This is a genomic window from Mesorhizobium sp. M0800 (assembly GCF_040320095.1).
In the GTDB taxonomy this organism is placed as follows: domain Bacteria; phylum Pseudomonadota; class Alphaproteobacteria; order Rhizobiales; family Rhizobiaceae; genus Mesorhizobium.
Genome location: NZ_JAMYOZ010000006.1, coordinates 127,759 through 154,066, shown reverse-complemented (window position 1 = coordinate 154,066; position 26,308 = coordinate 127,759). Strand labels below are relative to the sequence as shown.

Genomic DNA, 26,308 nt, shown 5'->3' with positions numbered 1-26,308 from the left:
CGCACCTTTCCGGTCACGACGAGCCCTCGCGGGTCAGAGGGAATGCGATTTCCGCCTCCAAACCATTTGAGCGGAAACTTGTTTCAACTTTTCCGCCCAGCCTATAGCCGATTTCTCCGCGCAGAAGGGTAAGGCCGAAGCCGCTGTCGGTTGGCTCCTTGATGCGGGGGCCGCCCTTCTCGCGCCAGACGAGCTTGAAGGTTCCGTCGGCCACCGACCATTTGACAACTATCCGCCCGGCAGGCCTCGACAGTGCGCCATACTTGGCGGCATTCGTCGCCAGTTCATGGATGGCCATGCCGAACGAAAGCCCTTGTGCCGGCTTGAGATTTACCCTCTTGCCATCGAGCTCAAACCGTTCGGGGCCGAAGGGATCGAGTTCCTGACGCAGCAGTTCCTCGACTGAGGCTTCCGTCCAGCTCTCGCGCGAGAGCAGACTATAGGCTCGTGACATTGCATGCAGGCGCCCGATCAAGGCTTCGGCGAACTCCTCTTTCGATGCCGAGTTTTCACGGGTCCGGTTGGTGATGCTGGCGACAACCGCCAGCATGTTCTTGACGCGATGGTTCAGCTCGGAGATGAGCACCTGCTGACGCTCTTCCGCCTGCGCCAGCGTCGTCACGTCGATCAGGGTCACGACGACGCCCTGGATGCTGCCGCTCTTGTCCCGGTACGGGTTGATGCGAACCAGGTAGAACCGGCCCTTGTCGTCGCGCGCAAGGTGATGGTTCAGGATCTCTCCCGTCTCGAACACTGCCTCGATGTGAGGCTTCAGCTCGGGATAGTCGAGCTGGCTTGAAAGGTCGGTCAGCGGCCGTCCGACATCGGATGGGCGCAGGTTGAAGAAGGCCGATGCAGCGGGGGTAAAGGTCCGCACCACAAGGTTGCGGTCGAGGAAGATGGTTGCGATTTCTGTGCTTTCGAACAGGTTTCTGAGATCGCTGTTGGCGCGGTCGAGCTCTTCAATCTTGCTGGTCAGCTCCGCGTTGATGGTGCTGAGCTCTTCATTGAGCGACTGCTTCTCCTCCTTCGAGGCCTCAAGCTCCTCATTAGTCGACTGCGCCTCTTCATTGGCGGAGAACGTCTTCGTCTTATAGCTGGAAAAGTCGTGACCGGAATGGCCGCGCAGAGTGGGGTCGATTTCATCGGCGGCCCGATCCATGTCAGCCTTGTGCTCGCCACCCCCTTCGGGCAGCCCATTCAGCACATTGAAACCGCGGGCAAACGCCTGAAGCTTTGCGCCGATTTCCTCGGCGGGCGCTGCGATGTCGATCAGGCCGCTCGAAATCGCGCTCTGCGGCATGTCCGGGTTGCGCGCGCCGGAACCGTTGGAGGCTTGGGCAATCGTCAGTCCGCCATGTTCCTTGATCGCCCTGGCGCCCAGCGTGCCGTCCGAATCGCCCCCCGACAGGATGATGCCTATGGCGTACTCCCCTTGGTCCTCGGCCAGTGCACGGAAGAAGATGTCGATTGGTTTGCGCTCGCGGTTAAGCGTGTTCGGCCGGCGTAGCGAAAGCGCGCCCTTACGGATGGTGAGGACGACGTTTTGCGGCATCACATAGACTTGGTCGGGTTGGACCGCCATGCCCTCCTCGGCGACGATGACCGGCATTCCGGTGTAACGTGCGATAACGTCATGCAGCAGGCTTTCGCGTTCTGGGCTCAGATTGGTGACGACGACGAACGCCATGCCGGTGCCGCCGGTCAGTCCTTTGAACAGGCCCTCCATCGCGGGAATGCCGCCGGCCGATGCGCCGACGCCGACAATGGGAAATCTTCCGTTCTGGAATACCATGCCACGCCTCGGTAACAGCCGCGGCTGCGAAACCGCCAAATCGGACCTCAGACTAATGCATGTCGCGCAAAAGTGTGCAGCGGTTTTGCGATAACGATATGAATAAAAACAACAGCCTAAAGCGCGTCGCATGAGGCCGGCAAAACGCGACGTGCTTTAGGACCGGACCGAGCCTCAGGCCAGTAAATAGTCCTCGAACGGAACAAAGCACCGCCGGCGGGCATTAACATCCGGTTTTCGAGGCGGTTCCAATGGCAAAACGACCACCTGAGATAAAGCCGGCAAAACAAATCTCGTTACGTTCGCCGGATCTGGCCAAGGTCCCGGTATCCGAAGAAATCCCGCCTCGTCTGCTCGCGCGCGCGGAACGGTTGCAAGAGGCTTTGTCCCGTCATTTTGTACAAGTCCGCGCCGACAGCCGTGACTCCCGCAGAAAGAAGGAACAATGAGGTGCGCGACCTGCAAGGCTTGCATATCCTGATCGTCGAGGACGAATGGATGCTGGCGGGCGATCTTGCACGCTATTTCAGCAAGATGGGCGCCGTCGTGCTTGGCCCCGTGGCGACGGTCGAACAGGCGTCGAAGCATACCGACGAGGCGGAAGCCGCAATCCTGGACGTCAATCTCAACGGAAGACGGGTATTCCCGATCGCGGACGAACTGATGCGCCGCGGCGTGCCGTTCGTGTTTTTCAGCGGCGACGAAGACATCGTTATTCCTGAGCGCCTTCGGTATGCCAGCAGCCTCAGAAAATCCTCGGACGGCCAGGCTGTTTTCGATGCTCTCTTCCCCTCCGAGCCCAAAGCATCAAGCGGAAATCTGGCGACCGAGCCGTCAGACGACGTATTTTCCCTGCTGCCTAAGCTCAGGCTCGCAGCGCGTCTGCTGCTGGGAGACGTTGACGCTTCCGACCGGCTGGTCGAGCGGACGCTCGAGCAGGCGATCGGCGAGATCGACAGGAGACGATCCGGTTCCTCCACCGAGGACTGGCTTAACGGCATCATGCGAAACATCGTCAAGGCACGCGGAGCAAACCTGCTGCACTGACCATGCCCGCCGGCAACTAGTACCTCTGCACATGGATTATGACTCTTTGGCGGTTGGCTTTGGATAGCCTTGGCCAATTTGAGGCGCGCCTGTTCGGTTGAGAATATCCAGTTGCGGCGGTGCTTCCGTCCATCAGATGGTGCTCGCCCTTGAGCGGATTGATCCGCAGGCAACCCAGCCTCGCGCACAGCATTGAACTGCTCGTCAAACCGGATATCTTACCCAGGCTACAACCCATCGAACCCGTCATTGCTGTGATATCAGGAGCACCCACTGCCAATGACCGAACAGGAAATGATTATCAACGCGTTGGGTGTCGCTCCCAGTGTTGACGTCGCGCTGGAAGCACGCCGGCGTATCGACTTTCTCGGCACGTATCTGCGTGCATCGGGGCTCAGCACCTATGTGCTGGGGATCAGCGGCGGAGTGGATTCACTTGCCGCGGCCCTTCTGGCTCAACGGGCCGTTGAGGAACTGCGAACGGCTGGATACGACGCCAAATTCCTGGCCGTTCGGCTCCCGTATGGCAACCAGGCCGACGAGAGCGACGCCCAGCGGGCTTTGGACACCATAGGGGCGGACGAAGTGCATCGGGTCGACATCAAGCCGGCTGCCGACGCAATGCTAGATTCGATCAAGCGGGCTGGTGTCGAGTTCGGCGACGCAGGCCGCGAGGATTTCTTGCTTGGCAACATCAAGGCGCGTCAGCGCATGATTGCCCAGTTCGCGCTCGCCGGCGCCAGCCGAGGACTGGTCATCGGCACCGACCATGCGGCCGAGGCACTGATGGGCTTCTTCACCAAGTTCGGCGACGGAGCCGCCGATATCCTTCCTCTTTCGGGGCTAAACAAACGCAGGGTGCGAGCCTTGGCCGCGCATCTGGGCGCTCCGCCCGAACTCGTCGACAAGATCCCGACCGCCGACCTGGAGAACCTTGTCCCGCTTCGTCCTGACGAAGATGCCCATGGCGTCACGTATGAACAGATCGACGATTTCCTCGAAGGCAAGGAAGTCGACGAGGCCGCGCGGACGCGGATTCTTCATGTGCATTCCAGCACGGCACATAAGCGCGCGCTTCCGGTGACAGCGATTGCGCTAACACTCTCGCCATGACGGCACGGGCAATAGTTGCATGATACCGTTTCGTGGTCAGCACCTCGTGGAGATTGCTTCCGCAATGTTGGCAACCGCATCGATGAGCACTTTGACGGCATGAACAGCCGGACCCTCGATAACATTCCGCACTCGGGTTTGCTGCCTTCGAGCGCCTGAGCAGGTTGGCCGATCCGACGTAGGCGGCGACGCCATCTGCAAGCACGATCCTCACGTGAAAGGGTTCTTGCGTGAGGTCGCCGCCGCCATAGTCGATGATGCGCGTCGTCGCCTTTTCCAGGCGAAGTCTAGCCTCGGCGCACCCTGAGAGTTGGGAGGCATCCCTTATGACGAGGACGCGCTCGATCGCTTCCGCCGTCTCGAATAGTTCTGCGGCCAACGCGACATGCAGCGCTTCTTCGGCGTCACCGCGCCTTCCGTCCATCAGATGGTGCTCACCCTCGAGCGGGCCGGATTGATCCGCAGGCAACCGGGCCTCGCGCGCAGCATTGAACTGCTCGTCAAACCCGATATCCGACCCAGGCTACAACCCATCGAACCCGTCGAATCCTCTGTGCAGGGGTACTAGACGATGTTAGCCTTTCCGGCTGCGCTCGACGAACTTGTTGAAGCGGCTGGTCTTTCCGCCGCTGGTCTCATCCTGGTAGAGGAACGCCAGTTCGTTCTCATCGAAGATCCTGAAGAACTCGTCCCATTCAACGGGCTCGAACGTCTCTTCAGGCTCGCCGAAGTCGATGCGCAGTATGCCGCCCTCGCCCTTGGTGCGCACCACCGCCGGCCGCCCGTCGCGATCCTCGGCCCAACGGCGGATTTCGTCGTGATCGGTGGTCGTCTTCGATTCAGACATCGCAATCTCCCTTCGATTCCACCGCAGACCGCGGGACCCCCGCGTTGCAGGTCTGCCTCCACACAACCAGCAGATGCATCGCTGCCCGGCATGTGCGCGCGGTTGGTCGAACATGGCTCCTAACACCAAGCAGCCTTCGATGTTCCCACGCCTGGTTGAACCTACCCCGGCGAGCCTCCTGAACTTTGTTGAAGCAAGGGAACAAACCTTTCGCCCGGAAGTTTGGGGCGGCAAAGCCATTCGTATGAGGAGTTGTCGTGAAACGTATACTGGTCACGGGAGGCTGCGGTTTTATCGGCCGCCACGTCGCCCAGGAACTCGTTGAACATGGCTATGGGGTTTCAATTCTCGATGCGCTGCTGGACCAGGTGCATGGCGGCGAGGCAATCAGCCTGCCGCCAGGCGCCAAGCTGATCAAAGGCGACGTTCGTGATCGCGACGCCATCGCAGAGGCGGTCGACGATGTCGACGCGATCATTCACCTGGCGGCTGAAGTGGGCGTCGGCCAGTCCATGTACGAGATCGCCCGCTATGTCGGCGCCAACGACCTCGGCACCGCCACGTTGCTGGAGGCACTGATCAAACGGCCGATCGAACGGATCGTCGTTGCGTCGTCGATGAGCGTCTATGGCGAGGGTCTCTATGCCACGCCGGACGGCCGGCGCATCGACAATGCAAGACGGCAGCCGGACGACATCCGCAGCGGCCAATGGAATCCCCTGTCGCCGGAAGGTGAAGTCCTGTTGCCGCTGCCGACCGACGAGCAGAAACCGGTCGACCTCGCCTCGATCTACGCGCTGACGAAATACGCCCAGGAACGCGCCGTACTGATCTTCGGCGAAGCCTATGGCGTCGATGCGGTGGCGCTGCGCCTGTTCAATGTCTTCGGCGCCGGACAGGCACTCTCCAACCCGTATACCGGCGTGTTGGCGAACTTCGCCTCGCGCATCGCCAATGGCCAGCGGCCGCTGATTTTCGAAGACGGCGAACAGCAGCGCGACTTCGTTCATGTACGCGATGTCGCCCTCGCCTTCCGGCTGGCGCTGGAACAGCCCCAGGCGCGCGGCCACGTCATCAACATCGGCAGCGGGCGAGCCTACGCGGTCAGCGAGGTCGCCCGGCTGCTCGCCGAAGCAATGGGCGTGCCTGGCCGCCAGCCCGAAATCCTCGGCAAGGCACGCTCCGGCGATATCCGCAATTGCTTTGCCGACATCTCCAAGGCGCGCGAACTGCTCGGCTTCCAGCCGCAGCATCGGCTGGAGCATTCGCTCGGCGATTTCGTCGCCTGGGTGCGTAACACGGTCGCCATCGATCGCAGCGCCGAGATGAAGCGGGAACTCGAAGCGCGAGGGCTGGTATCATGAGACCGGATTCACGCAATTTTCGCGAAGCGCCCGTCGCCATTATCGGCGGCAGCGGCTTCATCGGCTCGAACCTCGCCGACAGCGTGTTGTCGGATGGCGAGCCGGTGCTGGTCATCGACAATCTGAGCCGTCCCGGCGTCGAGCAGAACCTGGAATGGCTGACGCAAAAGCACGGCAACCGCCTCGCCGTCGAAATCGCCGATGTCCGTGACGCCGAGGCGCTCGCGCCGTTGGTGGCAGGCTCGAGGGCGGTTTTCCACTTTGCCGCGCAGACCGCCGTCACCACGAGCCTGGTTCGGCCGGACGAGGATTTCGACATCAACCTGCGCGGGACGTTCAACGTCCTGGAAGCCGCTCGCCGCAGCGGCAAGCGCATCCCCGTCGTTTTCGCCAGCACCAACAAGGTCTATGGCCGCCTCGCCGACCTTGCCATGCGCGAAGAAGACGGCAGATACGCGCCTCGCGACGCGGGCATCCGAGCGCATGGCGTCGACGAGACGCGCGGCCTCGATTTCTGCACGCCCTATGGCTGCTCCAAGGGCGCGGCGGACCAGTATGTCCTCGACTACGCCAAGTCATACGATCTGCCGACGGCGGTGCTGCGCATGAGCTGCATCTACGGACCGCGCCAGTTCGGGACGGAGGATCAGGGCTGGGTCGCCCATTTCCTGCTTAGCGCGTTCTCCGACCGGCCGATCACCATCTATGGCAACGGCAAGCAGGTGCGCGACATCCTCCACGTTGCCGACGCGGTCGCGGCTTATCGCGCCGTGCTCGACCGGATCGAGGCGATCAAGGGCCAAGCATTCAATCTCGGCGGCGGACCGGACAACGCCGTCAGCCTGCGCATGCTGCTGAAGGAAATTCGCGACATAACGAAACGGGACGTTCCGATCCGTTACGACCGCGAACGCACCGGCGACCAACCGTTCTTCGTCGCCGACACACGCGCGATCGAGGTGGCACTGGGATGGAAAGCGCACGTCCCGTGGCAAAACGGCATCCGCGACCTCGCCGACTGGCTGCAGCGTCATCGCCTCGACCCGCATCCCGAACCGGCGAGGTACGTGGCATGAGGGTCGCTCTGATCAGTCCGTCCTGGACCTACCAGGACAGCATCTATTTCGGCTGCCGCCAGCCGCATCTGCCGCTCGAACTCGGCTATTCGAAAGCGCTGCTCGAAGCAGCCGGCCACGAGGTGCTGATGCTGGACGGGCAGATCCAGAAGCTCGACAACGCCGCGCTCGCCGATCGCGTCGCCGCATTCGAGCCTGACATGACCGTCGTCAGCACCGCGCCGACCTACCTGTTCTGGCGCTGCGCACCGCCCGAGTTGCGCGTGCCGGCCGATTTCCTCAATCATCTTGCCGGGCGCGGCGGTCGCACCGTCGCCGTCGGGCCGCATGGCTCGGCGACGCCGACGCCGACTTTGCGCAAGCTTGGCGTCGACATTGTCGTGCGCGGCGAATGCGAGGAAGTGGTCGCGGAACTTGCCCGGCGCGACGACTGGACTGCGGTGCCGTCCACGGCCCATTTCGAGGATGGAGAACTGGTCTCGAACGGCGGCGTCCATGCGAGCTCGTTCATCGATCACCCGCCGCTCGAATGGCCGTCGGACTGGATTGCCGCACATTCGCACCACCATCACCGCTTCGACGATGATCAGGTCGGTTTCGGAGCGGAGGTCGAAGCGTCACGCGGCTGCCCGTATAATTGCAGCTTCTGCGCCAAGATCGATTTCCGCGATGCTTACCGCCGCAGGAACCACGAGGCGGTGATCGCCGAGGTCGACCGGCTGATCGCACAGGGCGTCGGCTACATCTACTTCATCGACGAGATCTTCCTGCCGCAAAAGGCTTTGCTGGAGGCGCTGGTCGATCGCGATGTGAAGTTCGGCGTGCAGACCCGTATCGACCTCTGGAAGCCGGAATTGCTGAAGCTGCTCGGTGCCGCCGGCTGCGTCTCGATCGAGGCGGGGCTCGAAAGCCTGACGGTGGAAGGCCGCGCCATGCTGGCAAAACGCTGCCGTTTGGGCACCGAGGAGCTGGCCGCGTTGCTGGTCGACGCAAGGCGCCACGTGCCGTTCGTGCAGGCCAATCTGATCGGCGTGGTCGAGGACGATCCCGCGCTCGTCGATTATTGGCGGAAGCACCTGATCGACAACGGCGTTTGGGCCAACGAACCGGTGCCGCTCTATCCTTATCCGAGTTCGCCGAGCTACCGCGAACTTTGGGGCGAGCCGGACGATCTCGCCTGGGAGCGCGCGCATGAACATTATCTCGCATCCTTCCGAACGTTCAGCGACATCCAGGAGAAGCGGCCGCGTCCGCTGGCCGAATTGGAGGCCACATGTTGCGGACACTGAGCCCGCGGCCGCGGCGTATCCTGATGACTGTCGATGCCGTTGGGGGCGTCTGGCGTTATGCGCTCGATCTGGCCAGGCAACTGGTCGCCGGCGGCGACAGCGTCGTGCTTGCCGGGCTTGGTCCGGAACCGTCCAGGCAGCAGGCCGAGGAGGCCCAGTCGTTTGCGGCGCTGACATGGCTCAACACGCCGCCCGACTGGATGACCCGCAACGAGCACGACCTCGACACATTGCAGCAGGAGCTGCACCCGCTCATACGTGACTACGCCGTCGAAATCGTCCATCTCAACGCGCCGACGCAGGCCGCGGGGCTCGATGTGCCCTGCCCGGTGGTAGCGGTCTCGCATTCCTGCGTGGTGACATGGTTCCACGCCGTCAAGGGACAGGCGGCGGACGGCGAATGGGCCTGGCAGAAGGACCGCAACCGGCGCGGTCTCGACAAAGCAGGCATTGTCGTTGCACCCAGCCGCAGCCATGCCGACATGCTCGAAAACTGCTACGGGCCGATCGCCCGCCTGAGCGTCGTCGGCAACGGGGCGCGGCCCGGCGCGAAGAGCGAAAGACGGGAATCGGTCGTTTTCGCCGCCGCGCGCTGGTGGGACGAAGGAAAGAATGCGGCGGTGCTGGACCAGGCCGCCTCCCTGACGCAATGGCCGGTCTTCGTCGCCGGCTCCTTGCAAGGCCCGGACGGCCAGCATGTTGGCTTCAGTCACGCCGTTCCCGTCGGACCGGTGCCACATGAGGAAGTGCGCTCGCTGATGGCCCGGGCCGGCATCTTCGTATCGCCGTCGCTCTACGAACCGTTCGGTCTGGCCACGCTGGAAGCCGCGATGTCGAAGACGCCCTTGGTGCTCGCCGATATCGCGACCTACCGGGAACTGTGGGACGGCGCGGCCTTATTCTACGACGCGCGCGATCCGGACGATCTCGCCAGCTGCATCAACAGCCTTTGCAGCGACGCGCAGCGCCGGCGAGAACTCGGTGAGGCAGCCGCCCGCCGAAGCCGCAGATTTTCATTGGCAAGACAGGCGACTGCCATGCGCGGCGTCTACGACAAGGCGGCCCTGGCCACCATGGCGGATAGTTGATCATGCGGTTTTTGTTCTACACCCATTCGATCGTTTCCGACTGGAACCACGGCAACGCACATTTCCTGCGCGGCATCATGCGTGAGCTGGTCGCGCGCGGGCACCAGGCGATCGCGCTGGAACCCGCCGACGGTTGGAGCCGGTCGAACCTGGTAGCCGAGAAAGGGTCCTTCGCGATCGAGCGATTCCGGAAGGATTTCCCCGAGTTGATGCCGGTGACCTACGATGCCGCTTTCGACCACGAAGCCTGGATATCCGATGCCGATGTGGTGATCGTGCATGAGTGGACCGAGCCGGACCTTGTTGCGCGGCTGGGCAAGGCGAAAGCAACTGGCGGCCGTTTCACGCTGCTGTTCCACGACACGCACCATCGCGCCATCTCGGCCACGCAAGCGATTTCTGCCTTGCAGCTTGAACATTACGACGGCGTGCTCGCCTTCGGCGAGGCGCTGCGGGAAAGCTATCTTCGCGCCGGATGGGGCAAGCGGGTCTTTACCTGGCACGAGGCAGCCGATGACCATCTGTTCCAGCCCCATCCTGAAATCGAGCGCAGCGCCGACCTGATCTGGATCGGCAATTGGGGCGACGACGAGCGCAGCGCCGAAATCAGGGAATTCCTGGTCGAGCCGGTGCGTGAGCTCGGATTGAGCGGCACTGTCCACGGCGTTCGCTATCCACGGCAAGCGCTCGCCGACCTTGCGGCCGCCGGCCTGCACTACGAAGGCTGGATCGCCAACGCCGACGTGCCGAAGGCGTTTGCAGCAAACCGCATCACAGTGCACATCCCCAGGCGTCCATACCGCGAAAGCCTGCCCGGCATCCCGACCATCCGCATGTTCGAGGCGCTCGCCTGCGGCATCCCGCTCGTTTCGGCGCCGTGGTCCGATGTCGAACGCCTGTTCAGGCCCGGCGTAGATTTTCTGTTTGCAAACAACGGTTCCGAGATGCGGCGTCATCTTCGCGCCGTGCTGCACGACGCGGATCTCGCCGCTTCTCTGGCGACATCGGGCCTCGAGACCATCCGCTTGCGGCACACATGCCGGCACCGGGCGGATCAATTGTTCGGCGTGCTCGCCGAATGCCGGCGCCGCCAAGCCGCGGACACGATCCTTGCAACGGAGGCCGCCGAATGAAGATTGCATTTTACGGGTCAAGCCTGCTGTCGTCCTACTGGAACGGCGCGGCCACCTATTACCGCGGGCTGCTCAAGGCTCTGGCCAGGCTCGGCTATGACATCACCTTCTATGAGCCCGATGTCTACGATCGCCAGAAGAACCGCGACATCGAGGCGCCGGACTGGTGTGCCGTCGTCGTCTATGAGGCGACCCCACAGGCGCTGATGCAGGTAGCGGCGCGGGCGGCGGAGGCAGATATCGTCGTCAAGGCGAGCGGCGTCGGTTTCGCCGACGACGCCCTGTTGCGGGCGGTGCTCGATCACGCCCGTGCCGATGCGCTCACCGTATTCTGGGATGTCGATGCGCCGGCGACGCTTGGCCAGTTGCGCGACGAGCCCGATCATCCGCTGCATCGCGCGCTGCAGGAAATCGACCTGGTGCTGACCTATGGCGGCGGCGACCCGGTGGTCTGGGCCTATCGGGCAATGGGGGCGGCCGAATGCGTGCCGATCTACAACGCGCTCGATCCGGAAACGCATCATCCGGTCGGCAAGGACATGCGCTTTGCCTGCGATCTCGCCTTTCTCGGCAACCGGCTGCCGGACCGCGAGGCGCGCGTCGAGGCCTTCTTCCTCGAACCGGCCGGCCGCTCCGCCGATCAGCGGTTCCTGCTCGGCGGATCGGGCTGGGGCGACAAGCAGATGCCCACCAATGTCCGATGGCTCGGCCATGTCGGCACGCGCGACCACAATGCATTGAACGTCACGGCCAAGGCGGTGCTGAACATCAGCCGCGACAGCATGGCGGCCAACGGTTTTTCGCCTGCGACGCGCGTTTTTGAGGCGGCGGGCGCCGGCGCATGCCTCATCACCGACGCCTGGCTCGGCGTGGACCTGTTCCTGAAACCCGGCGAGGAAATCCTGGTCGCGCGCGATGGCGAGGACGTCGCCGAGATCATGCAAAGCCTTAGTGCCGAACGGGCTAAGGCGATCGGGACATCGGCGCTTCGGCGCGTGCTTGGCGAACATACCTATACGACACGTGCCGTTTTAGCCGACGCCATCTTCAGGCGCCATTTCGAGCGTCCGACCGTGGAGGCGGCCGAATGACGAAGCCGCTCGACATCGTCTTTCTTGGCCTCTCGCTCTCCTCATCCTGGGGAAACGGCCACGCCACCACCTTTCGGGGGCTGCTTAAAGGTCTCCACGAACTCGGCCACCGCGTCACTTTTCTCGAACGCGACGTGCCGTGGTACGCAAGTCACCGGGATCTGCGCGATCCCGATTTCTGCGCCTTGCGCTACTATGAAACGATCGATGATCTTCGCCGCAATTTTGCGCGCTGCCTGCGCGATGCCGATATCGTGGTCGTCGGCTCCTTCGTTCCCGAAGGCCCTGAAATCATCGACGTCGTGGCATCGCTGTGCACGGGTCAGTTCTGCTTCTACGACATCGACACGCCGATCACGCTGGCAAAGCTTTCGACCGATGATTGCGAGTACATTGCCAGGCGGCAGGTCCCGTATTTCGACGTCTACTTCTCCTTCACCGGCGGGCCGACGCTTGCCCGTCTGACGGCGGAATTCGGCGCGAGGCGGGCCGAGCCGCTCTACTGCTCCGTCGACCCGGAACGGCATCACGGAACCGGTGATCCAATCCGCTGGGATCTCGGCTATCTCGGCACCTACAGCCCCGACCGCCAGGCGACGCTGGAGACCCTGCTGTTCGAACCGGCGCGTCGCATGCCGGAGCGCCGCTTCGTCGTGGCAGGCTCGCAATATCCGCGCGAAATCGCCTGGCCGGACAATGTCGATCGCATCGAACACCTGCCGCCGGCAGATCACGCCGCCTTTTACAGCCGCCAACGCTACACGTTGAACGTCACGCGCAGTTCCATGATCGCGGCCGGATGGTCGCCCAGCGTACGCCTCTTCGAGGCAGCCGCCTGCGGCACGGCGATCATCAGCGATAGCTGGGCCGGACTGGACAGCCTGTTTCCAGAGCGGACGATCCACACGGCGCGCAGGACCGAGGACGTAATCGGTATCCTGTCTGGGGAATCCGACGGCGCCCGGCTTGCCATGGCCAGGCAGGCGCGCGTGCTCATCCTCGCAGCTCACACAAGCATCGCAAGAGCCCGCGAATTCGTTTCGCTGCTGGCGCAGACCAAATCGCCACGTTCTGTTCTCGATCTGGACGTCGAGAGCGCAGCATGACCCGCAGACGGGAGAAGATAGAGATGCAGCTATCAAGAAAGGCGCAACGGACCAAGACCGTGCTTGTCGCCGGCGGCGCAGGTTTCCTCGGTTCGCATCTTTGCGAGACAATGCTCCAGGCCGGCTGGCGCGTGATCTGCGTCGACAATTTCCTTACCGGCCGCATGGAGAACATAGCATCGATCGCCGATCGTCCGGATTTTCGGCTGATCAAGCAAGACATTTGCCGTCCGTTGGAGCTTGGCGAAGCGGTTGACCGCATCTTCAACATGGCGTGCGCGGCCTCGCCGCCGCGTTACCAGGCCGACCCGGTCCATACGACGCGGACTTGCGTCATCGGAACGCTCAATCTGCTGGAGCTCGCCGCCCGCAATGGCGCCCGCTTCCTGCAGGCGTCCACCAGCGAAATTTATGGCGATCCCGAACAGCATCCGCAGAAGGAAGACTATGTCGGCCACGTGAACTGCATCGGGCCCCGCGCCTGCTATGACGAAGGCAAGCGCACCGCCGAAACCTTATGCTTCGATTATTTGAGAATGGGAAAGGCCGATATCCGTGTCGCGCGCATCTTCAACACCTATGGTCCCAGGATGGACCCTGCGGATGGACGGATCGTTTCCAATCTGATCATGCAGGCACTCGAGAGACGGCCGCTGACGATATTCGGCGACGGGCTGCAGACCAGGTCGTTCTGCTACGTTTCCGATCTGGTCGACGGCTTGATCCGGTTGATGGAGGTCGATCCCAATCCACGCCAGCCCGTCAATCTAGGCAATCCGGGGGAGTTCACCATCCTGCAACTGGCGGGCCTGGTGAGAGGCATGACCGCCACCAAATCGGACTTGAAATTCCTGCCGCTGCCGCAAGACGATCCTCGTCGTCGGCAACCCGACATATCCCGTGCAAGGAAGCTTCTCGGCTGGTCGCCCAAAGTGCCGCTCAGGCAGGGCTTGATGCGCACAATCGGCTATTTTGCTGAGCTTGAGACGGCGCAGATGGTCGACAGAAGACGTCGAATTGCCGCCACCGTGCGTTCTGCCTCAGGCCGGCTGCAAAACCTGCCGGCCTGAGGCGGGGAGCGTCTGGCCGCTGCTTGGTCACCACGGAAAGCGCCGTCGTCTCGGATTTGGTCACTTTTTCTCGTCGCGGGAACAACCCGTCCAGCTTCTGGTTCTGTCAAGGTACCGGCATGGAGACGATTGTGCATCCGAAGCGATCCGCCAAAGACATCGAACAAATGGCCGCAAAGGAGACGGCTGCCTTCCTGCGGCGCGCCTCCATCACCTATCTGGAATGTTGTGTGAGCCTGATGATGACGCATCTTCAGCGCGAGGAGGTAGCGGCCATCCTCGAAAAGGAAGCGGATATGCTGCGCCGGCTGGACTGATCCTGGTCGAAGGGCCGCAGCTCCCCTTGGTTCTCCAGGAAACGAAGCAGCGCGGCAGCGTAACGTCTTGCCGCGGCCGCCAGCCGGATCTGTTCCCGATCATCGCCAGATCGCTCAGCCATGCTCCACAAGCCAAGCTGGAAGGCGAGATAGCAGGGCTCGTAGTAGTGGACCAGATTGGCATCGACGGGACGAGACGTAGTCGCCTCGACAGCTTTGCACAGTGCCGCAGTCGCCGCGTCGGCGAGGCTGTACTCGACACGGGCGCCAGCAATGTCCCAGGCGATGTCCTGGCAGCCGACCAGATCGTGCGACCGACAATGGTCGAGGGCGTCCGTCTTGATCAGCGTTCCGCCGCGCGAAAGGATGAACTCCCACGGATGAAGCCGCCCGTCGATTTCGACCCGCTGCATGGTCTTTGGTGGAGCCTGTTTCGAGAACCAGTTCCGCAGCTCCGCCGCGCGGCTTTCGCCCAAAGCCTCGCTTGTATTCTGCACGGCCATGTCGGCAAGCGCCTCCAGCGAGGCGCCCGGTTCGGAGGCGGGCAGATTGGCTGCGCGCCAGGACAGATAGCGCGCGAGATGAGCGACCATTTTTTCTTTCGAATGCCTTGCCCGCTCCAGCGTTGTACCGTCGATCCAGCGTTCAACGAGAAAGCCATGGCACAGCCCGGCGATGTCCGGGCCAAAGCCTGCGTCATTCAGCCTCCTGGCAGTCTCGGCCTTGTGCATTCCGATTTCACCGAGGCCGACGAATTTGACCGACCATTTTTCCCGGCCCGCAGAAGCAAGAAACTTTCGCCGCTCGAAGCCGCGGTGAACAGGTGGCCAATGTTCCTCCGTCCTGTCTCGAAAGCGACGCCACTCTCCGCCAGATATTTCGGTCAAGTTGACCGCTGTGCTGCCGATCGTCCTGGCCACCCAATCCCGCAACGTCGGGACAGCGGATCCAGCGGGGAAAGTCCGTTCGAAATCCACGCTGTGTTTTTGGCAAACCGTCCATGCCTCCCGACTGTTCGTCGATGCCTCGGGGCCCGGGCCAGCCGAATGGCTTGGGAACAGATGGATGCGCCCGGCATCGATGCCCAGCCTTTGCAGCCATGCGACGACGGCGTGAAACGAACTTCCTGACAGGCCCGGGCCTTCGTCGACGATGGCAAAGCGGGCCGACGGCTTCGTCATCCAGCTACCGATCAGTTCCGGATCGGCGGCAAGCCGCCTGCGAAACGGATGACCGGTCGGACGGACGCTGACGGGTTCCGGTGCGCCGATGGCTGCAGCCACCATCGCGGCAAGCCCCAGGCCGATGCTGCGGATGCCGATTACGCATGTGTTCGCATCGAGACCCGACTGCCGCGCGGCGACGAAATAGCTCTCCGGATAGAGCGCGTAATGGGCGTAGCCCTCGGCCGTGTCGATGAGGATTTCGCCGTCGCAATCGAGTTCGGCCAGCATTCGCGGCACGTCCGCACGGACCGGGCCGTCGATCGCGAATCCGGCCGCCCACGATCTGCCCACGTCCCGGGCCAAGCCGACCAGGAGATTTGCGCCCGCGATCCGCTGTCGGGAATTCCTGTCCATGCCGTTGGCCTCGAATTCAGCATCGGCAAGGCCCTGGACCAATTCCGAGATCTTGATGAACAGGCCGACCAGGGCTGCGTGGCGTTCGATCCCGCTTGGCATGTCCGCAATGTGCCCGGCCGCCTTGCAGGCTGAGCCGCGAACATATCCCGCGCTCTCAATTCGCTTGTGGTCGCCATAGACGATCATTGTCCCGTCCCGGTTGGCCTCACTGCACAACTCGGCGAGAGCTACTTTGATCCACCATCGGTTGCACGATTTTTGCAGCCGGCAAGGAACAATCAGCGAGGCAGGCGGTTTGGCACGAAGAACTTACCTTCAACAGCATAGGCAGCGGTTTCGTGGGATCGAAGAAAGTTCGGATCGGAATAGTAGGCGTGGGCAACTGCGCCTCCTCCCTTATTCAGGGCATCACCTATTACCGTGACGCAAGGAGCAATGAGCCCATCCCCGGGCTGATGCATGCCGATCTTGGCGGCTACCATGTCAAAGACATCGAGGTGGTCTGCGCTTTCGATGTCGCCAAGGGCAAAGTCGGACGCGATGTGGCAGACGCGATCTACAGCGCGCCGAACAATACTTTCCGCTTTGCCGACGTGGCGGCTACCGGCGTTCGCGTCGAACGCGGGCCGACACTGGACGGCATCGGCAAATATCTGCGCGACGAGATCGAGGAGGCCGACGAGCCGGTCGCCGATGTCGGCAAGATCCTCGCCGAAAGCGGCGCCGAAATCCTGGTGTCCTATCTGCCTGTCGGTTCGGAGGAGGCAACGCGCTATTATGCCGAGTGCGCGCTCGAGGCGGGCTGTGCCTTCGTCAACTGCATACCCGTCTTCATCGCCTCGCGGCCGGAGTGGCGCCGACGCTTCGAGCAGCACGGCCTGCCGCTGATCGGCGACGACATCAAGAGCCAGGTCGGTGCGACGATCGTCCACCGGCTGCTCGCCAACCTGTTCCGCGAGCGCGGCGTGCGCATCGATCGTACCTACCAGCTCAATTTCGGCGGCAACACCGACTTCCTCAACATGCTGGAACGCGAGCGGCTGGAATCGAAGAAGATCTCAAAGACGCAATCCGTCACCAGCCAGATCGACGTTCCCCTGGAGCCCGGCAACATTCACGTCGGGCCGAGCGACCATGTCCCGTGGCTGACCGATCGCAAGTGGGCCTATATCCGGGTCGAAGGCACGACCTTCGGCGGTGTGCCGCTGAATGCCGAGCTCAAGCTGGAAGTGTGGGATTCGCCCAATTCGGCCGGCGTCGTCATCGATGCGGTGCGTTGCGCCAAGCTGGCGCTCGACCGCGGTATCGCGGGCGCGCTGACCGGTCCCTGCAGCTATTTCATGAAATCGCCGCCCGAGCAGTTCACCGACGCGGAAGCCCGTCAGCGCACGCTCTCTTTCATCGCCGGCAAGGACGAGCCGATGCTCGATGCCGCGGAATGACGACGACGTTTTTTCTGGTGCGCCACGCCGCGCACGACAATGTCGGCTGTTATCTTGCCGGACGGATGGCCGGCGTGTGCCTCGGCGAAGCCGGCAGGGCACAGGCCTCGCATCTGGCAGACCGCATGGCACGCGAGGCGATAGCGGCAATCTTCTGCAGCCCGCGCGAACGCACGCAGGAGACTGCCAATCCGATCGCGCTCGCCTGCAATGCCGGTGAAATCGTGATCCGCGAGGAACTCGATGAGATCGACTTCGGCACCTGGTCGGGAAAGACCTTCGAAGAGCTGAACCAGGATGCCGACTGGCGGGTGTGGAACGACCAGCGTCAGCAGGCGAGAACACCGAGCGGCGAGACCATGCTGGACGTGCAGCAACGCGTCGTCTCATTGATCGAGCAGGTCCGCGGCACCTACCAGAACCAGGGCGTCGCACTGGTCAGCCATGCCGACGTCATCAAGGCCGCCGTGTGCAAGGTGCTCGGCCTGTCGCTGGGAAACTGCTTTCGCTTCGATATCGACCCAGCGTCGATCACCACGGTTGTTTGGGGGGACTGGGGGTCGAAGCTGATCAGACTCAACGAAGCTGCCTGACGAGGAATTGCCGGATGCGCATGGTCATTTTCGGTCTTACCGTGACATCGTCGTGGGGTAATGGGCACGCCACGCTGTGGCGCGGATTGATCCGGGCGATGGCCGGGCTGGGCTGGTCTATCACCTTCTTCGAACGCAACACTCCCTACTATGCCGGGACGCGCGACCTCGACCAGTTGGATGGCGGCAACCTCGTCCTTTATCAGGATTGGGAGGACATCCAGCGCGTTGGCGAGCAGGCGATGAATGAGGCCGATGTGGTCATCGTCACCTCCTATTGCCCCGATGCCGTGAGCGCGTCGCGCCTTGCCCACCAGGCCTGTCGCGGGCTGAAGGTGTTCTACGATCTGGATACGCCGGTGACGCTGGCGCGGATCGAACAAGGTGATCCTCCGGCCTATTTCGGGCCGGAAGGGCTTCGCGATTTCGATCTCGTGCTGAGCTATACGGGAGGAACCGCCATAGACGCATTGCAGTCGATGCTGGGTGCACGCCGCGTCATGCCGCTCTATGGCCATGTCGATCCAGAGCGACACCGGCCGGCCCCGCCCAGGCCGGAGTTCGCCGGCGACCTTTCCTATCTCGGGACCTATGCGGCAGACCGCCAGGCCGGGGTCGAGAGGCTGCTGGTCAGTCCGGCTGCGCGCCTGCCGGAGCGCCGCTTCATCATTGGCGGCGCACAATATCCGCAGGAATTCCCGTGGAGCGACAATATTTTCTTCGTCCGGCATCTGCCGCCGGCCGACCACCCTGCCTTCTTTTCATCATCACGGCTGACCCTGAACGTGACCCGCGAGGCGATGGCCGAAAGGGGCTGGTGTCCTTCCGGCCGGCTGTTCGAAGCCGCCGCTTGCGGTGCCGCGATGGTGAGCGACACATGGCCGGGACTGGAGGCCTTTTTCCGGCCCGGCGAAGAGATCGTCGTGGCGAACAGCACCGACGACGTGGTCGCCGCGCTCGACCTGTCCGACGCCGAGCTTGACGCTATCCGCCGCCGAGCGCGCGAGCGGGTGCTGGACGAACACACCTCGGCGCGGCGCGCGAAGGAATTCGACCGCATCCTGTCCGATGCACTGCACGGCTCCACGCACGGCGAGCCGTTGAAGGAGGCAGTTTGATGTTGGGCATCGTGCCCGCAGCCGGACGGGGAAGCCGCATCCAGCCGCTCGGCTTTTCGAAGGAGCTTCTGCCGGTCGGCAGCCGCATCGACGGCAACACCGAGCGGCCTTGCGCGGTCAGCGAATACCTGGTGCGCCGCATGGTGCGCGCGGGGGCCGACAAGATCTGCTTCGTCATCGGCTCGGGTAAGTCGGATATCCTCGAATATTATTCTGCCGGTTATGCCGACGCGACTGCGCTGTTTGTGGTGCAGCCCTCTCCGGTCGGCCTTTGCGACGCCATCTTCCGTGCCGCACCGCTCGTCACAGCCGATGAGACCGTTCTGGTCGGATTGCCCGATACGATCTGGTTTCCCGAAGACGGCTTCCTGGCCCTCCCGGACGACGGCCTGTCCTTCCTGCTGTTTCCGGTGGACCAGCCGGAGTTCTTCGATGCTGTCGTTGTCGACCAGGACGACCTGGTGAAGCAAATCCAGGTCAAGCAGCAGAATGCCCAATCGAACTGGATCTGGGGTGCGTTCAAGATGCCCGGCCGCACCCTTCACCAGCTCGCCGCGCTGTGGCGGGAACGGGACCGGTGCGACGAATATATCGGCACGCTGGTCAATGCCTATCTCGCCGCCGGAGGCGATGCCTATGGCATCAAGGCTGGCACCGCCTATGTCGACGTCGGCACCTTCAACGGCTACCGCACCGCACTTCGCCTGCTTGAAAGCGCCGCCGGGACCAAGGACGACCAAGTCGCCGTGACGCTGCCCGGCAACCAGCACGTCCCTATCCTCGCAGGCGAAGGAGGCTAGCCATGCTGCATTCCGATGCCGAAATCCGCCGCCGTATCGATGCGCTCGGCCCATGGTTCCACAATATGGAATTGGCCGGCGTCGAAACCGCTCCCGATCATTTCCTCGGCAATTACCCCCTGATCAAATGGCGCAAATTCGCCGACGCCATTCCCGCCGATCTTTCCGGCAAGGCGGTGCTCGACATAGGCTGCAATGCGGGTTTCTATTCGATCGAGATGAAACGCCGCGGCGCCGGCCGCGTGCTTGGCATCGATTTCGATGAGGCTTACCTGGCGCAGGCGCGCTTTGCCGCTGAGGTAGCAGACTGCGACATCGAATTCCGGCAGCTCTCGGTCTACGACGTTGGCGCCCTGCATGAGCGGTTCGACATCGTGCTGTTCATGGGGGTGCTCTACCATTTGCGCCATCCCTTGCTCGCACTCGATCTGATCCGGGAGCACGTCGCCCGGGACCTGATGATCTTCCAGTCGATGCAGCGCGGCAGCACCAACGTGCCGGCGCTCGAGCAGAATTATCATTTCTGGACCCACGATCTGTTCGACCGGCCGGAGTTCCCAAAGCTGCATTTCATCGAGCATCGCTATGCCGACGACCCGACCAACTGGTGGATTCCCAATCGCGCCTGCACCGAAGCCATGCTGCGCAGCGCCGGCTTCGAGATCGTCCTGCAACCGGAGCAGGAGGTCTATTTCTGCCGCACCGCCGACGTGCCGGCCGGTGGCGGCGTCGTCTACCCGTCGAAAGGACAAATAAATGATTGAAGCCGCGATGATCTGGAACGAGCCCAACAACAAATCCCACTGGGATCCCGAGCTCGACCCCGACTGGAGCCGCTTCGCCAACATGGCAACCCTGGTCGCCGACGCGATCGCGTCGGAGAATCCGGCCTTGACCAAGGTCCTTGGCGGCATCTCGCCGATCGATGCCGGTTTCATGACACGGATGAAGGAGTTCGACGTGCTCGATCATGTCGATGCTGTCGCCGTGCACGGTTTCCCGCTCGACTGGAACCTCTGGCAGATCCACGAATGGCCGCAGAAGATCGGGGAGATTTCGGCTGTCACCGATCTTCCGGTATGGGTCAGCGAGGTCGGCGTGTCGACCTTCGGCGCCGAGGAGGTACAGGTCTGGGGCCTGCACCGGACCGCGGAATTGCTGATCGGCAACGCACCGCGCATCCAATGGTACAGCCTCTACGACCTGCCGCGCGAGTGGGAAGCGACGACGCGCCATCGCGAGGCGGAAGGCTCGTCTTACTACCGCCATTTCTACATGGGCCTGCTCCGCCAGGACGGCACGCCAAAGCCCGCGCTCGAGGAGTTCCTGCACCACACGCCGGCAATGGGACTGGTGCAGTGGTTCCATTTCGAAGATCACCGGCTGGACGACGCCGTCGCCTGGATGAAACGCCTCGGCGTCACCAATCTGCGCACCGGGCTTTCCTGGGCCGACAGCTTCAGGCCGAACGCACTTGACTGGTTCGACCGGCAGATGGAGGCTTTGGCCGACTTCGACGTGACGGTTACTTTCTGCTTCACGCCGGAACACCGCGGAATGATGCCGCACCACAGCAGTCCGCCGCTGGTGCCGGAGGAATTCGCCGACTTCTGCGCGGCAATGACGCGCCGATATGCCGGCAGCATCGCTGCCCCTTCGGTCGGCAGGCTGCGCGCCTCCGCAGCGTGACGGGATTCGGCCCCGCCCAGCCATGACGCTCACCGTCCTCAACGTCGCCTATCCCCTCGCCCCGGTCGGGCCGGATGCGGTCGGCGGCGCCGAGCAGGTGCTGTCGATGCTCGACCAGGCGCTCGTACAGGCCGGACACCGCTCGATCGTGATCGGCTGCCAGGGCTCGAGCGCTGCGGGTGTCCTCATCGAGACGCCGGCCGAACCCGGCGTGCTCGATGAAGCGGCGAAGCGCCGGGCGCAGCGTGTTCATTGCGCCGCAATTGCTACCGCACGCGCTCGCTGGCCAATCGACGTGGTCCATTTGCACGGTATCGATTTCGATGCCTATCTGCCGGGCGACGGGCCCACATTGGTGACCCTGCATTTGCCGCTCGACTGGTATCCGGCCGACGCTCTCAATCCGGCGCGGGAGGATCTGTGGCTGCATGCGGTATCGGCGGCTCAGCAAAGAACCGCGCCGCCGGGAGCCAGGCTGATCGGGCCGATTCCCAACGGAGTGGACGTCGACGCGCTGAGCGAACCGCAGGCCAAACACGACTTTGCGCTCGTGCTCAGCCGCGTCTGCCCGGAAAAGGGCATCCATCTGGCGCTGGAAGCTGCCAAACGGGCCGGTGTGCCGCTGGTCATCGGCGGCAAGGTCTATCCCTACGAAACGCACACAGCGTATTTTCGCGACGAGGTCGAACCCCGGCTGGACGACCGGCGCCGCTTCCTTGGTCCGCTCGGCTTTGTCGCCAAGCGGCGCCTGCTGAATACAGCCCGCTGCCTAGTCATCCCGAGCCTTGCCGCGGAAACCAGCTCGCTCGTCGCCATGGAGGCGCTCGCCTGCGGCACCCCCGTGGTGGCCTTCCCGAATGGCGCACTGCCGGATGTGGTCGAGCACGGCAAGACCGGGTATCTGGTCGGGGATGTCGACGAGATGGCCGAAGCCATCGCTGCCGCACCCAGCCTGGACCCCGAGACCTGCCGAGCCGAGGCGCGGCGGCGCTTTTCACTCGACCGCATGGTTTCCTCCTACATGGACGCCTATCGGGCGCTGGCACGGCTCGGCACAGACAGCGGGCAGCTCGCGACGGCGAGGTGAGCGGGACATGCTCCGCAGTGAGATCATCGACGATCCGGCGGACCTCGAAGCTCTCGAGCCGCGCTGGTGGGAACTCTGGTCGCGCAGTCCCTCGGCGACGCCGTTCCAGTCTCCCGCATGGTTGCTGCCATGGTGGCGGACATTTGCTCCCGGCGAGCTAGCGACGGTCGCCATCTGGCGTGGCGACGATCTGGTCGGCCTGGCGCCCCTCTATCTGGAACGCCACGACGCCGGCGCGCGATTGCTTCCGCTCGGCATTTCGTTGAGCGACTATCTGGATGTCCTTTGTCTTCCCGAGATCGCCGAACCGGTCGGCGCAGTCATCGGTGGCGCCGTTCTTTCCGTCGGCTGGTCACAGTGGATCTTGCAGGACCTGCCTCCCGGCGGCGCCGGCCTTGCCATCAGGCATGCCGCGCTCGAATCGTGCCAAGCCGTCGGTCACGCCGCTTGCCCGGTGCTCGCCCTCGCCGGCGACCAGACGCTTCAAGGCTGTGTTCCGGCGCGGCGGAGGCGCCAATTGCGCCGCGCCCACAGGGCCGCGTCGAGACTCGGCAGTGTCTCCATCGAACCCGCTTTGTCCGATCCGCAGACATTCCTCGACCACCTGATCCGCCTTCACCGCGCGCGCTGGGCCGGACACGGCGACGGCGTTCTGTCCGATTCCCGCGTGGAAGCATTCCACCGTCAGGCGCTGCCGCAGCTGGTCGCACAGGTGCTTGCCCGATGCTGGCTTATCACGATCGGTAACGCGATCGTGGGCGCCTATTACGGGTTCCATCATCGTGGCCGCGCTTGCGCTTATCTCGGTGGCTTCGATCCGGCCTATGCCGAGGAAAGTCCCGGCGCGCTGCTCATCGGCCAAGCGATAAGGCAGGCGATCTGCGAAGGCGCGGAAGAGTTCGATTTTCTGCGCGGACAAGAGGCCTACAAGTACAGCTGGGGCGCCGTAGACCGGTGGACGATGCGCAAGATCTGGACGCGGAGCAAAGGGCGATGAGCGCGACCCAGCCGGAATCTCGGCGGTCGACATCAGCAAGGCGGGTGCTGGAGGATTGGATGGCAGACGGTGCCGGCGTCGAAGCCGTCATCGCAAGGCTGGCTCTCCGTTTCGAGACAGGAATCGATGCTGCAGAATTGGCGAAGATTGCGCAAAACACGCACTCGGCTGACCCGCGAAACACGGCAAAACTGCAACGGATTGCCGACCTGCTGCGGCGCAGGCCCGAGATCTTCGCCACGCTGCGCAAAATAGGTGCTGCCGTTCGGCACGAGCGTGGCGAGGACGAGACCGACGATGCGGTCGTCAAGCGGCTGGCGGCCGGGTTTGACGCGGCGGCGGCGATCTCCCCGGCGGCGAGCGTCCAGCTGTCATCGCTGGGCAATGAGGAAAAGCTCTCGGCCGCTACGGCTGAGATCGTTGCATGGCTGGAGAGGCGAGGCTTTACCGGCACTGACCGCGACATACTGGATATCGGCTGTGGTATAGGTCGGTTCGAACAGGCGCTCTCCGCTCTGTCGCACCGGATCGTCGGCAGCGATATATCCCCAGCGATGATCTCGATCGCCCGCCGGCGATGCGCCGGGCTCGGCAATGTAGAATTCCGCCCTACGCGCGGTTTCGATCTTGCCGATTTTTGCGATGCCAGCTTCGACCGCGTGCTGGCCGTCGACAGCTTTCCCTATCTGGTGCTGGCCGGCCTTGCGGAGCGACATTTCGTGGAAATCGCGCGCGTGCTGAAGAGGCCGGGCATGGCCGCGCTTTTGAATTATTCATATCGCGGATCGCCGGCGCTGGATCGCGCCGATGTCCATAACTTCGCCAACGCAAATGGCATGCAAGTCCTCGTCGACGGCGAAAAGCCTTTCCGGCACTGGGACGGCGATGCCTTCCTGCTTACGATTTCCGGCGGAACATTGCGGCCCAACGCTGGTTCGGATGCCGAACGGGAAAAGCCGCTATTCGACAGTATGAAGGAGAACAAGATGGCGTCCGGCAGCAAGAAGCACATCGGTCGCGGCAGTCACGGCAAAGGCGCTGGCGCTGGCGCGATGACCGATCTTCCCAAGGACAAGATCGGCGAGAACGCCGTTCTGTCCAACAGAGACAAGAAGCAGCACACCAAGGAGCGTGGGCTCGACGGCAATCGGGTCAAGTCCGAGCAGTACCAGGATCATTCAGCGGATCGGCGGCCTGAAGACTGATCGTTGCGGCAGCATGTGGCTTGCGGCCGGCGAGCAATTGAAACACCGCGAGAACCCAACCGCTGACGAAGCTGTGCAAGGACCGAAGCCGGTCGCATGGATAGCCTGCAAATTCTTGCAAACTCGCCCTGTTGTCACCAGAGTGAGGTGAAGGGACCAACATTTGCCAAGAGAACGCGATGTCTCGCTCAAGGGAAGATTCCGTCAGCACGCGTGCCGATCTGACGATAGACCGGGAAATCGCTTCCTTGCTTGCGGCCATCGAACAGGAAAGGGTTCCTGACCGGCTGACCAAACTTGCGATCGAATTGCAGCATGCGCTTGTCGAAAGGCGCCTGCGCGAGACCAGCAACTAACGTGACGTGTATTAGCGGCGCCTCTCGGCTTCGAAGTCCAGTTGCCCTTCGGACAGATAGCTGCGCCTTTCCATCAGGGTCTGCGAGGAACTTTCGCCAAGGTATTCCAGCACGCCGGCGCGTGCCCTGTTGAGCCGGCTCTTCACGGTTCCCACCGCGCAACCGCATATTTCGGCCGTTTCCTCATAGCTGATGCCCAGAACGCCTATCAACATCAGAACCTCGCGCTGGTGCTCAGGAAGACTCTGGATGGCCTGGTGGACCTCCTTGCCCTGTACGGACCATTCCTGCGTCGCTTCCGAGATCGGCCGCAGCGAAGCGCAGTCGAGCAGGCCGGGCGCTTCCCTCACCGCGGCCCTGACACGCGTGTAGTAGGTGTTGCGCATGATCGTGAAGAGCCATGACTTCATGCGCGTTCCAGCTTCGAACTTGTCAATGTTGGCCAAGCCCTTGGTCAGCGTCTCTTGGACCAGGTCGTCGGCATCATCGGGAGTGCGGCAGAAGGTGCGGGCGAAAGCCCTCAAAGCGGGTATGAGGTCGACGATGGAAACTTCTTCGGTTTCGCGAGTCGCCAAGGCGTAGGCTGTAGGTGGCAATGGTCCAGCTCCCGTCCAGAATGAGTTCGTGAGCGCAGACCAGTTAAATGCATTGGGCGAAAGATCGTTCCGGCTGGCGAAAATCACCCGGATCGGGAACCGGAGCGGCTTGGCTGGGCAACCCAGCCGGCGGTGATATTTTTGACGGAACAACCACCGGTATCGCGGAGTTGGAATCCAGGCCGTCCGAAAATCCGGGGCGCCGCCATTGGCGTGTCGAAACGCGATTTTCGCAGCGAGCCTGGGCCGCCACCTCAAGGACAGTCCGCCACCTCAAAACAGGAGGAACCCATGACAGGAAACAACCACGCCAAAGGCAAAACGCCGGCCGATAGCGACCTTGCCAACGATCCCGGCATCGGCAGTTCCAAGGGCACGATCAAGGAGGGCGACCGGCTCGATCAGGGCGACAACACGTTCGAAGGCGATGTCGAGAACGACACCACGCCTCAAGGCGGTATCAATCCCCGGCAAAAGATGCGGACCAACAAATGACGCCAGCATCG

General features: G+C 62.9%; 28 protein-coding genes and 1 pseudogene. 24 read left to right on the top strand and 5 right to left on the bottom strand.

The features are described 5' to 3' along the window. Positions 1-13: 13 nt before the first annotated feature. Positions 14-1,795 carry a chemotaxis protein CheB gene (locus NKI18_RS10700; RefSeq protein ID WP_352614950.1) on the bottom strand — a complete coding sequence of 594 codons (1,782 nt, stop codon included), beginning with the start codon at positions 1,793-1,795 and terminating at the stop codon, positions 14-16. 251 nt (positions 1,796-2,046) lie between these two features. Here NKI18_RS10700 and NKI18_RS10695 point away from each other — a divergent pair, with 251 nt between their 5' ends. From NKI18_RS10695 to NKI18_RS10680, 4 genes are all read left to right on the top strand, one after another. Further along, positions 2,047-2,244, top strand: a complete 198-nt coding sequence (locus tag NKI18_RS10695; protein WP_156937318.1) for a hypothetical protein — start codon at positions 2,047-2,049, stop codon at positions 2,242-2,244. A gap of 1 nt (position 2,245) precedes the next feature. Continuing rightward, entirely contained in the window at positions 2,246-2,842 is a 597-nt protein-coding gene (locus NKI18_RS10690) for a response regulator (RefSeq protein ID WP_036238319.1), read from the top strand. A 279-nt stretch (positions 2,843-3,121) separates the two neighbouring features. Continuing rightward, complete coding sequence (gene nadE / locus NKI18_RS10685) at positions 3,122-3,955, top strand: NAD(+) synthase (protein WP_352614949.1); 834 nt, start codon at positions 3,122-3,124, stop codon at positions 3,953-3,955. 385 nt (positions 3,956-4,340) lie between these two features. Next, positions 4,341-4,523 carry a LexA family transcriptional regulator gene (locus tag NKI18_RS10680; protein WP_352614948.1) on the top strand — a complete coding sequence of 61 codons (183 nt, stop codon included), beginning with the start codon at positions 4,341-4,343 and terminating at the stop codon, positions 4,521-4,523. A 6-nt stretch (positions 4,524-4,529) separates the two neighbouring features. Here NKI18_RS10680 and NKI18_RS10675 read toward each other — a convergent pair whose 3' ends face one another. Continuing rightward, entirely contained in the window at positions 4,530-4,802 is a 273-nt protein-coding gene (locus NKI18_RS10675) for a hypothetical protein (protein WP_023676123.1), read from the bottom strand. 257 nt (positions 4,803-5,059) lie between these two features. Between NKI18_RS10675 and NKI18_RS10670 the strand changes: the two genes are divergently transcribed. The 9 genes from NKI18_RS10670 to NKI18_RS10630 are packed head-to-tail and all read left to right on the top strand — an operon-like array spanning position 5,060 to position 14,336. After that, positions 5,060-6,166, top strand: a complete 1,107-nt coding sequence (locus tag NKI18_RS10670; protein ID WP_352614947.1) for an NAD-dependent epimerase/dehydratase family protein — start codon at positions 5,060-5,062, stop codon at positions 6,164-6,166. Next, on the top strand, positions 6,163-7,242 hold the full coding sequence (locus NKI18_RS10665; RefSeq protein ID WP_352614946.1) for an NAD-dependent epimerase/dehydratase family protein: 1,080 nt from the start codon (positions 6,163-6,165) through the stop codon (positions 7,240-7,242). The genes NKI18_RS10670 and NKI18_RS10665 overlap by 4 nt, the downstream gene beginning before the upstream one ends. Further along, positions 7,239-8,531: a TIGR04295 family B12-binding domain-containing radical SAM protein gene (locus tag NKI18_RS10660; RefSeq protein WP_352614945.1), complete on the top strand. Its 1,293-nt coding sequence runs from the start codon at positions 7,239-7,241 to the stop codon at positions 8,529-8,531. Before NKI18_RS10665 ends, NKI18_RS10660 begins: the two co-directional genes overlap by 4 nt. Next, positions 8,516-9,619 carry a glycosyltransferase family 4 protein gene (locus NKI18_RS10655; protein WP_352614944.1) on the top strand — a complete coding sequence of 368 codons (1,104 nt, stop codon included), beginning with the start codon at positions 8,516-8,518 and terminating at the stop codon, positions 9,617-9,619. The genes NKI18_RS10660 and NKI18_RS10655 overlap by 16 nt, the downstream gene beginning before the upstream one ends. 2 nt (positions 9,620-9,621) lie before the next feature. Next, positions 9,622-10,752, top strand: a complete 1,131-nt coding sequence (locus tag NKI18_RS10650; protein WP_352614943.1) for a CgeB family protein — start codon at positions 9,622-9,624, stop codon at positions 10,750-10,752. Further along, the gene (locus tag NKI18_RS10645) at positions 10,749-11,843 is read left to right on the top strand and encodes a CgeB family protein (RefSeq protein ID WP_352614942.1); all 1,095 of its coding nucleotides are present in this window, start codon (positions 10,749-10,751) and stop codon (positions 11,841-11,843) included. Before NKI18_RS10650 ends, NKI18_RS10645 begins: the two co-directional genes overlap by 4 nt. Beyond that, entirely contained in the window at positions 11,840-12,949 is a 1,110-nt protein-coding gene (locus NKI18_RS10640; RefSeq protein WP_352614941.1) for a CgeB family protein, read from the top strand. Before NKI18_RS10645 ends, NKI18_RS10640 begins: the two co-directional genes overlap by 4 nt. Before the next feature lie 23 nt (positions 12,950-12,972). Next, positions 12,973-14,019 (top strand): UDP-glucuronic acid decarboxylase family protein, encoded by a 1,047-nt coding sequence (locus tag NKI18_RS10635; RefSeq protein WP_352614940.1) that lies wholly within the window; start codon positions 12,973-12,975, stop codon positions 14,017-14,019. 23 nt (positions 14,020-14,042) lie between these two features. Then, positions 14,043-14,336: a hypothetical protein gene (locus NKI18_RS10630; RefSeq protein ID WP_031211608.1), complete on the top strand. Its 294-nt coding sequence runs from the start codon at positions 14,043-14,045 to the stop codon at positions 14,334-14,336. On the opposite strand, the gene NKI18_RS10625 is transcribed toward NKI18_RS10630, so the two are convergent. Next, on the bottom strand, positions 14,273-16,105 hold the full coding sequence (locus tag NKI18_RS10625) for a hypothetical protein (RefSeq protein WP_352614938.1): 1,833 nt from the start codon (positions 16,103-16,105) through the stop codon (positions 14,273-14,275). The two genes, NKI18_RS10630 and NKI18_RS10625, sit on opposite strands and share 64 nt — an antisense overlap. A 152-nt stretch (positions 16,106-16,257) precedes the next feature. Between NKI18_RS10625 and NKI18_RS10620 the strand changes: the two genes are divergently transcribed. From NKI18_RS10620 to NKI18_RS10575, 10 genes and pseudogenes are all read left to right on the top strand, one after another. After that, the gene (locus tag NKI18_RS10620) at positions 16,258-17,361 is read left to right on the top strand and encodes an inositol-3-phosphate synthase (protein WP_352614936.1); all 1,104 of its coding nucleotides are present in this window, start codon (positions 16,258-16,260) and stop codon (positions 17,359-17,361) included. Continuing rightward, a complete protein-coding gene (locus NKI18_RS10615) occupies positions 17,358-17,954 on the top strand; it encodes a histidine phosphatase family protein (protein ID WP_352614935.1) in 597 nt (198 codons plus the stop codon). Before NKI18_RS10620 ends, NKI18_RS10615 begins: the two co-directional genes overlap by 4 nt. Positions 17,955-17,968: 14 nt before the next feature. Continuing rightward, positions 17,969-19,072, top strand: coding sequence for a CgeB family protein (locus NKI18_RS10610; RefSeq protein ID WP_352614933.1), 1,104 nt, complete (start codon positions 17,969-17,971; stop codon positions 19,070-19,072). After that, on the top strand, positions 19,072-19,872 hold the full coding sequence (locus NKI18_RS10605; RefSeq protein WP_352614932.1) for a nucleotidyltransferase family protein: 801 nt from the start codon (positions 19,072-19,074) through the stop codon (positions 19,870-19,872). Before NKI18_RS10610 ends, NKI18_RS10605 begins: the two co-directional genes overlap by 1 nt. A 2-nt stretch (positions 19,873-19,874) precedes the next feature. Further along, positions 19,875-20,636 carry a TIGR04290 family methyltransferase gene (locus tag NKI18_RS10600; RefSeq protein ID WP_352614931.1) on the top strand — a complete coding sequence of 254 codons (762 nt, stop codon included), beginning with the start codon at positions 19,875-19,877 and terminating at the stop codon, positions 20,634-20,636. Further along, the gene (locus NKI18_RS10595) at positions 20,629-21,561 is read left to right on the top strand and encodes a glycoside hydrolase 5 family protein (protein WP_352614929.1); all 933 of its coding nucleotides are present in this window, start codon (positions 20,629-20,631) and stop codon (positions 21,559-21,561) included. Before NKI18_RS10600 ends, NKI18_RS10595 begins: the two co-directional genes overlap by 8 nt. A 22-nt stretch (positions 21,562-21,583) precedes the next feature. Next, positions 21,584-22,648 carry a glycosyltransferase family 4 protein gene (locus NKI18_RS10590; RefSeq protein ID WP_352614928.1) on the top strand — a complete coding sequence of 355 codons (1,065 nt, stop codon included), beginning with the start codon at positions 21,584-21,586 and terminating at the stop codon, positions 22,646-22,648. 7 nt (positions 22,649-22,655) lie between these two features. Continuing rightward, on the top strand, positions 22,656-23,645 hold the full coding sequence (locus NKI18_RS10585) for a GNAT family N-acetyltransferase (protein ID WP_352614926.1): 990 nt from the start codon (positions 22,656-22,658) through the stop codon (positions 23,643-23,645). Next, positions 23,642-24,406 (top strand): annotated as a pseudogene (locus tag NKI18_RS10580) (class I SAM-dependent methyltransferase); the annotation flags it as partial. The gene NKI18_RS10585 and the pseudogene NKI18_RS10580, both read left to right, overlap by 4 nt. Before the next feature lie 225 nt (positions 24,407-24,631). Continuing rightward, on the top strand, positions 24,632-24,850 hold the full coding sequence (locus tag NKI18_RS10575) for a hypothetical protein (RefSeq protein WP_023676213.1): 219 nt from the start codon (positions 24,632-24,634) through the stop codon (positions 24,848-24,850). A 188-nt stretch (positions 24,851-25,038) separates the two neighbouring features. Here NKI18_RS10575 and NKI18_RS10570 read toward each other — a convergent pair whose 3' ends face one another. Both NKI18_RS10570 and NKI18_RS10565 read right to left on the bottom strand, forming a co-directional pair. After that, a complete protein-coding gene (locus NKI18_RS10570) occupies positions 25,039-25,167 on the bottom strand; it encodes a hypothetical protein (protein WP_352614925.1) in 129 nt (42 codons plus the stop codon). A 50-nt stretch (positions 25,168-25,217) separates the two neighbouring features. Beyond that, a complete protein-coding gene (locus NKI18_RS10565) occupies positions 25,218-25,781 on the bottom strand; it encodes a sigma-70 family RNA polymerase sigma factor (protein WP_023676143.1) in 564 nt (187 codons plus the stop codon). Between the two features lie 312 nt (positions 25,782-26,093). On the opposite strand from NKI18_RS10565, the gene NKI18_RS10560 reads away from it, so the two are divergent. After that, positions 26,094-26,297, top strand: coding sequence for a hypothetical protein (locus NKI18_RS10560; RefSeq protein ID WP_353019656.1), 204 nt, complete (start codon positions 26,094-26,096; stop codon positions 26,295-26,297). Positions 26,298-26,308 lie beyond the last annotated feature (11 nt).

Coding starts and splice junctions, on each gene's coding strand:
- NKI18_RS10700 (WP_352614950.1), bottom strand. CDS start 1,795: ATGGTATTCCAGAACGGAAGATTTCCCATTGTCGGCGTCGGCGCATCG.
- NKI18_RS10695 (WP_156937318.1), top strand. CDS start 2,047: ATGGCAAAACGACCACCTGAGATAAAGCCGGCAAAACAAATCTCGTTA.
- nadE (WP_352614949.1), top strand. CDS start 3,122: ATGACCGAACAGGAAATGATTATCAACGCGTTGGGTGTCGCTCCCAGT.
- NKI18_RS10680 (WP_352614948.1), top strand. CDS start 4,341: ATGCAGCGCTTCTTCGGCGTCACCGCGCCTTCCGTCCATCAGATGGTG.
- NKI18_RS10675 (WP_023676123.1), bottom strand. CDS start 4,802: ATGTCTGAATCGAAGACGACCACCGATCACGACGAAATCCGCCGTTGG.
- NKI18_RS10665 (WP_352614946.1), top strand. CDS start 6,163: ATGAGACCGGATTCACGCAATTTTCGCGAAGCGCCCGTCGCCATTATC.
- NKI18_RS10660 (WP_352614945.1), top strand. CDS start 7,239: ATGAGGGTCGCTCTGATCAGTCCGTCCTGGACCTACCAGGACAGCATC.
- NKI18_RS10655 (WP_352614944.1), top strand. CDS start 8,516: ATGTTGCGGACACTGAGCCCGCGGCCGCGGCGTATCCTGATGACTGTC.
- NKI18_RS10650 (WP_352614943.1), top strand. CDS start 9,622: ATGCGGTTTTTGTTCTACACCCATTCGATCGTTTCCGACTGGAACCAC.
- NKI18_RS10645 (WP_352614942.1), top strand. CDS start 10,749: ATGAAGATTGCATTTTACGGGTCAAGCCTGCTGTCGTCCTACTGGAAC.
- NKI18_RS10640 (WP_352614941.1), top strand. CDS start 11,840: ATGACGAAGCCGCTCGACATCGTCTTTCTTGGCCTCTCGCTCTCCTCA.
- NKI18_RS10635 (WP_352614940.1), top strand. CDS start 12,973: ATGCAGCTATCAAGAAAGGCGCAACGGACCAAGACCGTGCTTGTCGCC.
- NKI18_RS10625 (WP_352614938.1), bottom strand. CDS start 16,105: ATGATCGTCTATGGCGACCACAAGCGAATTGAGAGCGCGGGATATGTT.
- NKI18_RS10615 (WP_352614935.1), top strand. CDS start 17,358: ATGACGACGACGTTTTTTCTGGTGCGCCACGCCGCGCACGACAATGTC.
- NKI18_RS10610 (WP_352614933.1), top strand. CDS start 17,969: ATGCGCATGGTCATTTTCGGTCTTACCGTGACATCGTCGTGGGGTAAT.
- NKI18_RS10605 (WP_352614932.1), top strand. CDS start 19,072: ATGTTGGGCATCGTGCCCGCAGCCGGACGGGGAAGCCGCATCCAGCCG.
- NKI18_RS10600 (WP_352614931.1), top strand. CDS start 19,875: ATGCTGCATTCCGATGCCGAAATCCGCCGCCGTATCGATGCGCTCGGC.
- NKI18_RS10595 (WP_352614929.1), top strand. CDS start 20,629: ATGATTGAAGCCGCGATGATCTGGAACGAGCCCAACAACAAATCCCAC.
- NKI18_RS10590 (WP_352614928.1), top strand. CDS start 21,584: ATGACGCTCACCGTCCTCAACGTCGCCTATCCCCTCGCCCCGGTCGGG.
- NKI18_RS10585 (WP_352614926.1), top strand. CDS start 22,656: ATGCTCCGCAGTGAGATCATCGACGATCCGGCGGACCTCGAAGCTCTC.
- NKI18_RS10575 (WP_023676213.1), top strand. CDS start 24,632: ATGGCGTCCGGCAGCAAGAAGCACATCGGTCGCGGCAGTCACGGCAAA.
- NKI18_RS10570 (WP_352614925.1), bottom strand. CDS start 25,167: ATGCTGCAATTCGATCGCAAGTTTGGTCAGCCGGTCAGGAACCCTTTC.
- NKI18_RS10560 (WP_353019656.1), top strand. CDS start 26,094: ATGACAGGAAACAACCACGCCAAAGGCAAAACGCCGGCCGATAGCGAC.